Genomic DNA, 12,768 nt, shown 5'->3' with positions numbered 1-12,768 from the left:
GTAGACTCGCCCGGCACCAACGCCAACCCGTCCATGAGTGATTCGCGCCCCAACTACCGCACGGAAATCGTGCCGGACCTTGCCGAGATCGACGCCGCCGACTGGGACGCGCTGCTGGCCGCACAGGCCGAACCCACGCCGTTCCTGCGCCACGCCTTCCTGCACGCCATGCACGCCAGCGGCAGCGCCACCGACGACACCGGCTGGTCGCCGCGCTTCCTGACGCTCTGGGTACCAGACGGCAAGGGCCCGGGCCGCGACCGGCTGGCGGCGGCCATGCCGCTCTATGCCAAGTCGCACTCGTATGGCGAATACGTGTTCGACTGGGCCTGGGCCGACGCCTATCGGCAGCACGGCCTCGACTACTACCCCAAGTGGCTGGCGGCAGTGCCGTTCACGCCGGTGCGCGGCGCGCGGCTGCTGGCCGAGGACGATCTTGCGCGCATGGTGCTGCTGCGGTTCGCGCTGGCGCTGGCCGAGGAAAGCCAGCTGTCGTCGCTGCATGTCCTGTTTCCGTCGGACCATGAGGCCGACCTGATGCAGGAGGCCGGCATGATGATGCGCCACGGCGTGCAGTTCCACTGGACCAATCCCGGCTACGCCGACTTCGACGCCTTCCTGGCAACGTTGTCGCAAAAGAAGCGCAAGAACATCCGCGCCGAACGCCGCCGGGTGGCCGAGGCCGGCATCACGTTCCGCCAGTTGCGTGGCGCGGACATCGACGACGCGGCGTGGAAGTTCTTCAACCGCTGCTACCGCCAGACCTACCGCGAGCATCATTCCACGCCCTACCTGAACCTGGACTTCTTCCGGCGCATCGGCGACGCGATGCCGGAAAACCTGCTGCTCGTGATTGCCACGCGCGACGGCACCGACATCGCCAGTTCGCTGCTGGTCTACGATGCCGACCCGGCGGTAAGCACGCTGTACGGGCGCTACTGGGGTGCGCTGGAGCACCACCCGTGCCTGCATTTCGAAACGGCCTATTACCAGCCGCTGGAGTTCTGCATCGCCGAGGGCATCGGCACGTTCGAAGGTGGCGCGCAGGGCGAGCACAAGATGGCGCGCGGCTTCCTGCCCGTGGCAACCCGTTCGGCGCACTGGCTGGCCCATCCGTCCTTTGCCGATGCCGTGGAGCGCTTCCTGGAGCGCGAACGCCAGGGCATGGACGCCTATCTGGACGAGCTGAACGACCGCAACCCGTTCGCACGGCCGGCTGGCGGCGGCGACTGAAGCGCAGCCGCGTACGCCCTGCCCGCCTGGCGGGCTACCGGGCTACCGGGCTACCGGGCTACCGGGCTACCGGGCTACCGGCGCGGCAGCATCCGCCGCAGCGTGTTGTCGCTCAGCATGTAGTGGTGGAACAGTGCGGCCATCGCGTGCAGGCCGATCACCAGGTAAAAGGCATTGCCGAGCGTCTCGTGAATCTCGCCCAGCACGTCCTTGAGCGCCGCATCGGGCGCGATCAGCGGCGGCAGGCCGATGCCGAGGCCCGGCGCCGTCAGTTCCCGGCCGCCGGCATTCAGCATCAGGATGCCAAGAATGGGCTGCGCCAGCAGGAACAGGTACAGCAGGACATGCATGGCCGCGCTGGCCAGCCGGGCCAGCCGCGGATAAGGCTCGGACGCCGGCGCTCCGCGCACCGCCCGCCAGAGCAGGCGCGGCACGGTCAGCGCCAGGACCAGCGCGCCCGACCACTTGTGCACTTCCATGGCAACCATGCGTGCGGTGGTGCCCTTGTCGGTAAAGCCGCGCAACTCGATCGCGGCGTACGCCACGGCCACCAGCACGAACATCAGCCAGTGGAACGCGATAGCCACCGCGTCATAGCGGGCGAATGCGGCCGCGTCAGGCGCGGTCGCCATGCCTTGCTGAACAGGCATCGGTACTCCATTTGCTTGTGGGGAATGGCCGAAAGCTTAGCGCCAGCGCCCGCCCCCCGGCCTTGCCGCCGATCACACCGCCAACAAAAAACCCCGCCGGCCGGCGGGGTTTTCGTTGCCCAAGGCAGCGGTGCGATTACTTCTTGAAGTTCGCCACGCCGTCGGTGATTTCCTTGTGGGCTTCCTCGATGCCAGCCCAGCCTTCGACCTTGACCCACTTGCCTGCTTCGAGTGCCTTGTAGTTCTCAAAGAAGTGCTTGATCTGGTCGAGCGTATTTTGCGCCACGTCCGACAGGCCCTTGATGTGGGCGGTGGCGGGGCTCAGCTTGTCCACCGGCACGGCCACGAGCTTGGCGTCCACGCCCGACTCGTCGGTCATCTTCAGCATGCCCAGGGCGCGGCAGCGCACGACGGCGCCGGCCAGGATCGGGAACGGCGTCAGCACCAGCACGTCCACCGGGTCGCCGTCGCCCGACAGCGTTTGCGGGATGAAGCCGTAGTTGGCCGGGTAGCGCATGCCCGTGCCGATGAAACGGTCCACGAACAGCAGGCCGGTTTCCTTGTCGGCCTCGTACTTCACCGGATCGCTCTGCGCGGAGATCTCGATGATGACGTTGAAATCGTTGGGAAGGTCCTTGCCCGGGGAGACGAGGTTGAAGCTCATGCGAGTTCTCCGAATACCTGTGGAATGGGATGGGCGGCATTATAGCGGGTCGGCCCTGACCGCAGCCTGACAACCACCGCCGCGTCATGTGGCGGTTAGTGCCTTGCGCGCCCGGCGCGGTGCGCGATAATGCGGCATTCCCGATTTCAGCATTTGCTCCATAACCGGAGCCGTGGAGACCTGCATGCATGCCCAGCATTTCGTCGCCAATCGCCTGATCGCCCCCGATTCCGGCCTGCGCATCAAGGTGTTCGACCCGTCCAATGGCGAGCCGTTCGCCGAGATCGCGCGCGGCAATGCCACCGATATCAGCGTGGCCGTCCGCGCCGCCCGCCAGGCGTTCGAAGGCGAATGGGGCGCGATGAACCCGGCCGATCGCGTGCGCCTGCTGAACCGCCTGGCGCTCAAGCTGATCGAGCACGAAGACGAACTGGCCGCGCTGGAAGCGCGCGACACCGGCAAGCCGCTGCGCCAGGCCCGCGCCGACGCCCGCGCCGTGGCCCGCTATTTCGAGTTCTATGCCGGCGCGGCCGACAAGCTGCACGGCGAAACCATCCCCTATACCACCGGGTACACGGTACTCACCGTGCGTGAACCGCATGGCGTGACCGGCCATATCATCCCGTGGAACTACCCGCTGCAGATCTTCGGGCGCAGCGTGGGTGCGGCGCTTGCCACCGGCAACGCCTGCGTGGTCAAGCCCGCGGAGGACGCCTGCCTGTCGATCCTGCGCGTGGCCGAACTGGCCGCCGAAGCGGGGCTGCCCGAAGGCGCGCTGAATATCATCACCGGCTACGGCCATGAAGCCGGTGCGGCGCTGGCCCGCCATCCGGGCATCAACCACATCTCGTTCACGGGGTCGCCGCAGACCGGCAAGCTCGTGTCGCAGTTGGCGTCCGAGAATCACGTGCCTGTAACACTGGAACTGGGCGGCAAGTCGCCGCAGGTGGTGTTTGCCGATGCCGATCTCGATGCGCTGCTGCCCGTGGTGGTCAACGGCATCGTGCAGAATGCGGGCCAGACTTGCTCGGCCGGCAGCCGCCTGCTGGTGGAGCGGCCCGTCTACGAAGCCCTGCTCGACCGCCTGTCAGGCGTGTTCGAGGCGCTGCGCGTGGGCCCGTCGGAACTCGATCTGGAATGCGGCCCGCTGATCAGCCGCAAGCAGCAGCAGCGCGTGTGGGACTTTGTGTCCGACGCGCAGCACGCCGGCATCGCCGTGATGGCCCAGGGCCAGATCGTGGGCGAGGCGCCGGAGTCCGGCTACTACCAGGTGCCGATGCTGTTCCGCGACGTGCCCGCCACGCACCGGCTGGCCCAGGAGGAAGTATTCGGGCCGCTGCTGGCCGCCATGCCGTTCGACACCGAGGACGAGGCCATCCGCCTTGCCAACGGTACCGCGTACGGCCTGGTGGCCGGTGTCTGGACGCGCGACGGCGGGCGCCAGATGCGGCTGGCGCGCAAGCTGCGGGCCGGTCAGGTCTTTATCAACAACTATGGCGCCGGCGGCGGCGTCGAGCTGCCGTTCGGCGGCACCGGCCAGTCGGGCTATGGCCGCGAGAAGGGCTTCGAAGCCCTGTACGGATTCACCACTCTGAAAACCATCGCCATTCAACATGGGTAGCATCAACTTTCTTTCGGTCGCCTTCGCCATCTTCTTTTTCTGGATGTCCTGGCACGTGCGGCACAAGCGCGCCACCAATCCGTCCGGCATGCCCCGCCTGCAGGTGTTCAAGCGCAAATGGGGCGACACCGTGGGCGACCGCGTCCACTGGTGCATGTACGTGGCCCTGCCTTTCCTGCTGGGCATCATGATGGTGGCGAATGCCTTGCAGAACAAAGGCCCCTTCCACTGATTCAGACGATTCCGATGTTCCGCCCGTAGCGCGGCAACAGACCGCGCCGGGCTTCACCAATGGAGACAGGCAATGACCAGACTGGCTGGCAAGGTAGCGGTAGTGACGGGCGGCGGCTCGGGCTTTGGCGAAGGCATCGCGCATACGTTCGCGCGGGAAGGCGCCAGCGTAATGGTGGCCGACCTGAACCTCGATGCCGCCAATCGCGTGGCCGCGGCCATTCGTGATGCGGGCGGCAAGGCGGACGCGGTACGCGCCGACGTCTCGCAGGGCCACGACGTGGCCGCAATGCGCGATGCCACGCTGGCTGCCTTCGGCGACGTCCACTGCGTGGTCAACAACGCCGGCACCACCCATCGCAACAAGCCGATCCTCGAAGTCACCGAGGAAGAGTTCGACCGCGTCTATGCGGTCAACGTGAAGAGCATCTACTGGTCGGCGCACCACTTCATCCCGCACTTCCGCCAGCGTGGCGGCGGCAACTTCGTCAACGTGGCCTCGACGGCCGGCATCCGGCCACGCCCCGGGCTGGTCTGGTACAACGGCAGCAAGGGCGCGGTCATCGTCGCCAGCAAGGCCATGGCCGCCGAACTGGGCCCCGACAATATCCGCGTGAACTGCGTGAACCCGGTGATCGGCGCCACGGGCCTGCTGGAGCAGTTCATGGGCGTGCCCGATACCCCCGAGAACCGCGCCCGGTTCCTGGCGACCATCCCCATGGGGCGCATGTCCACGCCGCAGGACGTGGCCAACGCCTGCCTGTACCTGGCATCGGACGAGGCCAACTTCATCACCGGCACCTGCATCGAGGTGGATGGCGGCCGCTGCGTCTGAGCCGTCCGGATACCCACCGATCCGTTTTTCCAACCCCGCGGTAACGTCGTACGACTACAAGACCCAATGAGGAGACACCGATGACAACCACCGCAGTCAACGCCGGCGCGCGCGACGCCGGCTTCGAAGACGCCACCTACCGCAAGGTCACGTGGCGCCTGGTGCCGTTCCTGCTGCTCTGCTACGTCGTGGCCTACCTGGACCGCGTCAATGTGGGCTTTGCCAAGCTGCAGATGCTCAACGACCTGCAGTTCAGCGAGACCATCTACGGGCTGGGCGCCGGCATCTTCTTCATCGGCTATTTCCTGTTCGAGGTGCCGAGCAACGTGATCCTGCACAAGGTGGGCGCGCGGATCTGGATCGCCCGGATCATGATCACGTGGGGCCTGATCTCGGCGGCCATGATGTTCGTCACCACCCCGACGATGTTCTACGTGCTGCGCTTCCTGCTGGGTATTGCCGAAGCGGGCTTCTTCCCGGGCATCATCCTGTACCTGACCTACTGGTATCCGGCCAGCCGGCGCGGGCGCACCACCACGTTCTTCATGACCGCCATCGCGCTGTCAGGGGTGATCGGCGGCCCGCTGTCGGGCTGGATCATGCAGTCGTTCGACGGCCACAACGGCTGGGCCGGCTGGCAGTGGATGTTCCTGGTCGAAGGCATCCCGTCAATCCTGGTAGGTATCTGGGTGCTGCTGTACCTGGACGACCGCATCGTCCACGCCAAGTGGCTCAGCGCCGACGAAAAGGCGCTGCTTGAACGCAATATCGCGGCCGAGGACCAGCACAAGGAAGATCCGCCGGTCAGCCAGGTGCTGTCCAGCCCGCGCGTCTGGCTGATGAGCGCGATCTACTTCAGCTTCGTGATGGGCCTGTACGGCGTGAGCTTCTGGCTGCCGACGATCATCAAGCAGACCGGTGTGAAGGGCGCGCTCGACGTGGGCCTGCTCACCGCCATTCCGTATGGCTGCGCCGTGATCGGCATGATCCTGTTCGCCCATAGCGCCGACCGCCGGGGCGAGCGCCGCTGGCATATCGCCATACCGGCGCTGCTCGGCGCGCTGGGCCTGGTGCTGTCGGTGCAATGGCATGGCGATACCACGATGGCAATGGTGGCGCTGACGCTGGCCACCATCGGCATCCTGACCACGCTGCCGCTGTTCTGGAGCCTGCCGACGGCCTTCCTGGCCGGCACGGGCGCCGCCGCCGGCATTGCGCTGATCAATTCGCTGGGCAACCTGGCGGGCTTTATCAGCCCCTATGCGGTGGGCTGGCTAAAGGACATGACCCAGAGTACGGACTCGGGCATGTACCTGCTGGCTGCCTGCATGGTGGCGGGCGCGGCACTGACGCTGTCGGTGCCGGCAAGGATGATCGGCCGGAAGGCGGATTGATTGAAGGTTTGCTGGCCTGCGCGTGTTTGCTCCCCTCTCCCGCCGTGCGGGGGAGGGGCACAACCAGAGACCAACCGGCTTACGCCTCGCCCAGCATCTGCGCCACTGACGATGCCGTGGCGGCGGCCTTCTCGCCAATCAGCTGCTGCAGCGTGCGCAGCAGTTCGTCCTCGTTGAACGGCTTGCCCAGGTACACGTTCACACCGATTTCCGCCGCGTAGCGGCGATGCTTCTCGGCCGTACGCGACGTGATCATGACCAGCGGCATGTGGTTGGTGCGGGCATCTGCACGCACGTTGCGCGTCAGGTCGAAGCCGTCCATGTTCGGCATCTCGATGTCGACGAGCATCGCGTCGGGCATCACTTCCTGCAACTGACGCAGCGCGTCCACGCCGTCACGGGCCAGCACCACCTGGTAGCCGGCACGCGTCAGCAGGCGCTGGCTGGCCTTGCGCACGGTCAGCGAATCGTCCACCACCATCACGGTCGGCTGCGTCATCAGCCCCGGCACTGGCACTGCCGCGCCCGCGTCGACGAACTCGGCCACCGCACCGGTCTGCGCGGCATGCAGCGGCGCGGCCAGCATCGGCGTGGCCGGCATCCTGGCGCCACGCTCGCGCTCCCAGCGCTGGGCCAGCACCACCGGGTTATAGATCAGCACGATCTCGCCATCGCCCAGCGTGGTGGCGCCGGCAATGCCTTCCAGGCGGGCCAGGTGCGGGCCAATGTGCTTCACCACCACTTCGCGGTTGCCCAGCACATCGTCCACATGCACGGCCACGCGCTCGGCGCCGGAGCGCACCACCACCACCGGCGAATACTTGCGGCCCGACGCCATCGCGGCGGTTTCCTCAAGCAGCGCGCCGAAGTAGAAGAATGGCACCTCGATGCCGGCAGCCGTGAAGCGGCCGGCATTGTAGGCCTCCAGCAGCGGCTTCTCGCGCAACTGGTGAACCTGGTCGATCATGCCGCTCGGCATGGCGAACAGGCGCCCGCCCAGCGAGACCAGCAGCACCTGCGTGATGGCCGTGGTCAGCGGCAGGTGCACCGTGAAGCTGGTGCCACGGCCGGCCTCGGTCGACAGCGTGATACGGCCGCCCAGCGCCACCGTTTCGGCACGCACCACGTCCATGCCCACGCCACGCCCTGCCAGTTCGGACACCGCATCGGCGGTCGAGAACCCCGGCGCGAAGATCATTTCGGTCAGTCGGGCTTCGTTGGCATCCTCGTCGGGAGCCATCAGCTGGCGCGCCACGGCACGCTCGCGAATGCGCTGCAGGTTCAGGCCGCCGCCGTCGTCGAAGAACGTCAGCACCACCTCGTTGCCTTCCTGCTGCACTTCCAGCGTCAGCGCGCCGGTGGCCGACTTGCCCGCCGCACGGCGCGCGTCGGCCGGTTCGATGCCATGCACCACGGCATTGCGGATCAAATGCTCGATCGGGCCGGCCATGCGGTCCAGCACCGATCGATCGATTTCCACGGTACCGCCCTTGATCAGCAGGCGCACTTCCTTGCCGGTCTCGGTGGCCGACTGGCGTGCCACGCGATACAGACGTTCGGCCAGCGCATCGAACTGCACCATGCGCGCCTGCATCAGGCCGCGCTGCAGGCCCCGCGTCAGCCGCGCCTGCTGCGCCAGGTCACCCGACGCGCGGTCGAAGCCGCGCTGCAGGTTCTGCTCCACGGTAGCCACGTCGTTCACCGACTCGGCCATCATGCGCGTCAGTTCCTGGAAGCGCGTGAAGCGGTCGAATTCCAGCGGATCGAATTCCTGGTTGTGCTGCTGGTCGGCGATCCGCGACGCCATCTGCGTTTCGGCCTGGATTTCGATCTCGCGCAACTGCATGCGCAGACGCGCGACGTTGTCGTTCAGTTCGCCAAGGTAGCTGCGCAGCGCCTCCAGCTCGCTGTCCAGGCGGGCGCGCGTGGCGCTGACTTCGCCGGCGTCGTTGATCAGCGTGTCCAGCGCACGGGCCTGCACGCGCACCAGCGCGCGCTGCCGCTCGGCGTCGGTCGGCAAGGCGGCCGGCGCGGCCGGCATCAGCGGCGCCGCCGGCACGATAGCGTGCTGCGGTGCGCTTTGCGCAGTTGCCTGGGCGGATGCATCCAGCACCGTCACCGAAGCGGCGGGGCCAGCAGGCGCTGCCACCAGGCCGTTGACCACATCGGCATCGTCCACCGGCAGCAGGCGGCCGTTCTGCAGCGCGTCCACGTGCGCCAGGATGCGGTCGTACCACGCATACAGCTTGCCGAACAGGTCCGGCGTCACGCGCTGGCCGCGCACGCTGGCTTCCAGCAGCGTTTCCATTTCATGGGCCGCCTGCCCCAGCGCCATGGCGCCGGCCATGCGCGCACTGCCTTTAAGCGTATGCAGGCCGCGCAGGATCAGGCCGCCGTGCTGCGCATCGTCCGGCGCGGCTTCCCACGTGCGCACCAGCTTGCCGAGATCGGGCAGCGCGCCATGGGCTTCTTCCAGGAAAATCTCGACCAGCGCCGGGTCCAGCGCCGACGCATCGGTCGAGGTGTCCTCGGGCGGCATATCGGGCGACGCCGGCGTGACGTGCGCCACGGCTATGGAGTCATGGCGCGGCGCCGTCGGCATCGAGATCACCACGGCGTCCTGCACCGGGGTCACCGGCGTCAGCGCCGGGCCAGCCGGCGCCGAAACCGGCGGCAGCGACGTGATCGGCGTCAGCTTCACGGGCGGCAGTTCCGCCTGCGGGGCCTGCGCGTCAGCGTCGATCTCGGGCAGCGGTTGCGACACGGCCTGGTTCTGGCCGAACAGTTGCGACACCGATCCTTCCTGCCCGGTGGACTGGGCGGCCGGCAGCGCCGCGCGCGGACGCACCAGCGCGCGTTCGCCAAAATCGTTCAGGTCGCGGCACAGCGAGGCATCGGCATCGGGCCAGATGCCGGCGGCAAACTGGTGCAGCATCGCGCGCAGCCGGTCGACGGCCAAATCCAGCAGGCGGAAATCGGCCGGATGCATGACCACCGGATGGCGGCCCAGCAGCAACAGCAGATGCTCAAGCGCCTCGGCAATCTCGCGCACCGGCTCCAGGCCCACCGTCGACGCGCTGCCCTGCAGCGTGTGCGCCACGCGCAGTGCCAGTTCGCTCGGGCACGGATGATTCTCGTGCCGCCATTCGGACAGATCCGTCGCGAACTGCCGCAGCAGATCGTCGGCTTCCTGCAGATAGACGTTGTAGAGCGCCAGGCCGATGCGAACCGGGCCGATGACCTTGTAGCTCTCGTCCACGTCCGCCAGCCCGCCCGACAGGCGGAACGGCAGCACGTTGTGTTCGACCGGCGCAGGGTCTGCCAGGTCGGTCTGACCGGCGCCGTCAGCCGTTCCCGCCGGCTCGGTGATATCGATGCCACCCGGCACGTCCACAGGCTCGGCGGACGACAACCGCATGTCCACCGATGCCAGCGGCGCGGATGCCTGGGCCAGCAGCGCGTCCAGCGAATCGAACGGCGCGGCCCGGGCCGCGCCCGTCGCCATGCCGCCCGGCTCGCGCAGCGCGTGCGCGGCGTCCACCAGCGGCGCGATCTCGCGCAGCGTCGACGGGTCTTCCAGCAGGGCCAGCGCCCATTCGCGCAGCAGGTCATGCGCCTGTTGCAGCAGCGCCGGCAGTTCGGGCACCGGCTCGCGCGCCTCGGCAATCCACAGGTTCATCACCTGCTCGACGGCCCAGGCGGCTTCGCCGTAACGGTTCAGGCCGACCATCCGGCTCGACCCCTTGAGCGTGTGGAACGCGCGGCGCATGCGGCTCAGCACGTCGGTATCGCCCAGGGCTTGCAGGCCGCCGGCCAGGTCCGTGGCGATATTGCCCAGCACCTCTTCGGCCTCGGCCAGGAAAATCTCCAGCAGTTCGGCGTCGATTGCGGCGGCATCGGCCGGCATCGGCGCCGCAGTGGGCGCTGCCGCCACCGGCGCCACGGCTGCCGGCAACGGGTCAGCCAGCGCTACCACCATGCGTTCGGCCGCCGATTCGCTACCGGCCAGCCAGGCGTGGAGCTGCGTGGTGGCCTCGGCGGCCTGCCGGCGCAGCGCGGCGTCGTCGTCGATGGCGGCATGGTCGGCCACCGCCTGCAGCGCGGCCCGCAGCCGCTGGATCTCGGGGGAATCGGCAGTGGCGGCCACACGGATGGCGTCCATCGCGGCACTGCGCGCCGTGCCTAGCGCGCCTTGCGGCATCGCATCCTGGCGTTGCGTGCGCAGCGCGAGCGGATCGTCGCCAGCGGCATCGTTCTGCTTGCGGCCAAATTCGAGCAGGTCGGCGAAGGCGTGCACGGCGCCCAGTTCGGCGGCGATATCCGACAACTGGTCGATACGCGCGGCGTGGTCGGTCGTTTCGCGCAGCACACCCAGCCGCGCCAGTACGGCACGCACCGACGCCAGCGCGGCGTCGGTCTCGTCGTCGATGCCCTCGGGCAACGCGGCGCTGCCATGGACAAGTTCGATCGAGGCCAGCAGCGCGCCGAAGGCTTGCGCGGCGTCGTCGAGCGCGTTGCCGGCATCGGCCCGTGCCGCATTGCGGTCATAGGTATCGAGCCACGATTCGCCGCTGTCCAGCTGGGCACGCACCTGCGCCACGGCTTCGGTGCGCTGCGCCTGGGCGCCGGCGGACTGAACCAGTTCGGCCAGCCAGGCAGGCGCCGCCGCATCGAGATTGGCCAGGCAGGCCGCCAGCGTCTCGCATCGCACGGCAAACTCGGCCGCCGATGCATGTCCGGATTTGCCGTGGACGCGCCACGGCATGGCCAGCGCCCGCGCCAGGAACAGCGCCACGCCGCCCCGGCCCAGCGCATCGGCCGCCGGCCGCTGACCCGCGTAGGCCGCCGCTGCGGTCAGGCACTGCTGCAGCGCCGGCTGCGCCAGCGGCATGGCAGCCTCGGCCAGCGATGCCAGCGCAAGCTCCCAGCCCGACTGGTCGTCGGCGGCGGCCCGCTCGATGGCGGTGGCGGCATGCTGCAGGTTGCGCGTATCGATCGGATCGAGCCAGCCGTAGTAGCGCTGCCGGTAGTCGGCCCGCGCCACCACGTGCGCCGGGTCCACGCGGTACGCCTGCAGGCTGCGCGCGATGTCCACGCGCAGCACCTGTACGGCGGCCTGCACCACGGGCGGGGTGGAATCTTCGGGGCCGTCCGGCGTCAGGCCGGTGCTGACCAGCAGGAAGATGGCGTCGTTGAGCAGCGCCTGCGGCACGCGCACCTGGCCCTGCAGGTACTGGCGTACCAGCAGGTGGGTTCGGGCGGCAAAGCGCTTGGCAAGCAGGTCGGACGGCAACAGGCCATGCGCCAGCGCGCGGAATACCATCGCCAGCGTGTGCCAGATGCCGCGGTCGGGGGTGTCGGTGGTGCGGCGCGCGTCCTGCTCGTGGTTGCGCACGTCGTCGAGCGCCGACTGCAGCGGCAGCCAGGCTTCGCGCAACAGCGACGTCTCGGTACACGGCGTGGGCAGGCGCAGCGCCTTCAGCAAGGCAGCCTCGAAGCGCTGGCGCGCACGCGTGACGGCCGATGCCGAGCGTGTGGGCAGCACGATGCCGGGTAGCGCCTGCAGGTCTTCCAGCCACAGGTCGGCCGGATGCACGCGTTCTTCCTTCATCAGCCCCAGCGCGGTGGCATAGGGCTGGAACAGGCGCAGCGGGTCCTCCGCGTCGCCCGCCATCAGGTCGTCGACGTATTCGGCCAATGCCTGCACGCCGGTACGGAACACCGCCAGCATGGCGGCATCGGCGGCCACGGTGCCCGCGTCGACGGCTTCCAGCAGCCGGCGCAGCGCCTGGCAATAGGCATCCACCCCGCGCAGGCCCACGATATGCACGGCACCCGCAGCCTGGTGCAGATGCTGGCCGGCCAGGCGCAGCGACGTGGTGTCGCGGGCGCCCAGCGCTTCGGGCGTTTGCCGGATCTCGTCGACATAGTGGCCCAGCTCGGTCGCGGCGTCGTCCAGCGCGGTGCGCAGGCTTGGCGCCAGCCAGGCAAGCACCGAGAGGTCGCGCTGCGGCGCAGCCGGAACCCCGGCTGCAGCCGTATCCGGCGTGGCATGTGTTTGCGGCGCGGCCGTGGCGGCCTCGTCGCTGGTGAGGATGGAATTCAGGGACATGACCAGTTCCGGTGCGGCCGTCAACGTA

At 68.3% G+C, this 12,768-nt stretch carries 8 protein-coding genes; 5 read left to right on the top strand and 3 right to left on the bottom strand.

Going from position 1 to position 12,768, the window contains the following annotated elements; translation table 11 throughout:
* Positions 1 to 33 precede the first annotated feature (33 nt).
* Positions 34 to 1,233: a GNAT family N-acetyltransferase gene (locus ACOABP_RS12510; RefSeq protein ID WP_474225349.1), complete on the top strand. Its 1,200-nt coding sequence runs from the start codon at positions 34 to 36 to the stop codon at positions 1,231 to 1,233.
* Between the two features lie 74 nt (positions 1,234 to 1,307).
* Here the strand turns inward: ACOABP_RS12510 and ACOABP_RS12505 are convergent, their stop codons facing one another.
* Together ACOABP_RS12505 and ppa are read right to left on the bottom strand one after the other, a co-directional pair.
* Complete coding sequence (locus ACOABP_RS12505; RefSeq protein ID WP_474225347.1) at positions 1,308 to 1,883, bottom strand: cytochrome b; 576 nt, start codon at positions 1,881 to 1,883, stop codon at positions 1,308 to 1,310.
* Positions 1,884 to 2,019: 136 nt separating this feature from the next.
* Positions 2,020 to 2,547, bottom strand: coding sequence for an inorganic diphosphatase (gene ppa / locus ACOABP_RS12500; protein WP_066739261.1), 528 nt, complete (start codon positions 2,545 to 2,547; stop codon positions 2,020 to 2,022).
* Positions 2,548 to 2,731: 184 nt separating this feature from the next.
* On the opposite strand from ppa, the gene ACOABP_RS12495 reads away from it, so the two are divergent.
* The 4 genes from ACOABP_RS12495 (at position 2,732) to ACOABP_RS12480 (ending at position 6,628) form a co-directional block, all read left to right on the top strand.
* A complete protein-coding gene (locus ACOABP_RS12495; RefSeq protein WP_474225346.1) occupies positions 2,732 to 4,168 on the top strand; it encodes an aldehyde dehydrogenase family protein in 1,437 nt (478 codons plus the stop codon).
* Positions 4,161 to 4,400, top strand: a complete 240-nt coding sequence (locus ACOABP_RS12490) for a hypothetical protein (protein WP_066739263.1) — start codon at positions 4,161 to 4,163, stop codon at positions 4,398 to 4,400. Before ACOABP_RS12495 ends, ACOABP_RS12490 begins: the two co-directional genes overlap by 8 nt.
* Positions 4,401 to 4,472: 72 nt before the next feature.
* Positions 4,473 to 5,234: an SDR family oxidoreductase gene (locus tag ACOABP_RS12485; RefSeq protein ID WP_474225345.1), complete on the top strand. Its 762-nt coding sequence runs from the start codon at positions 4,473 to 4,475 to the stop codon at positions 5,232 to 5,234.
* Between the two features lie 80 nt (positions 5,235 to 5,314).
* Positions 5,315 to 6,628, top strand: coding sequence for an MFS transporter (locus tag ACOABP_RS12480; protein ID WP_474225344.1), 1,314 nt, complete (start codon positions 5,315 to 5,317; stop codon positions 6,626 to 6,628).
* 79 nt (positions 6,629 to 6,707) lie between these two features.
* Here ACOABP_RS12480 and ACOABP_RS12475 read toward each other — a convergent pair whose 3' ends face one another.
* A complete protein-coding gene (locus tag ACOABP_RS12475; protein ID WP_474225343.1) occupies positions 6,708 to 12,740 on the bottom strand; it encodes an Hpt domain-containing protein in 6,033 nt (2,010 codons plus the stop codon).
* Positions 12,741 to 12,768: the final 28 nt, after the last annotated feature.

The organism is Cupriavidus sp. HE11 (assembly GCF_056097175.1).
The sequence above is the reverse complement of the archived record's forward strand: the minus strand, read 5'-3'. Positions and strand labels throughout refer to the sequence as shown.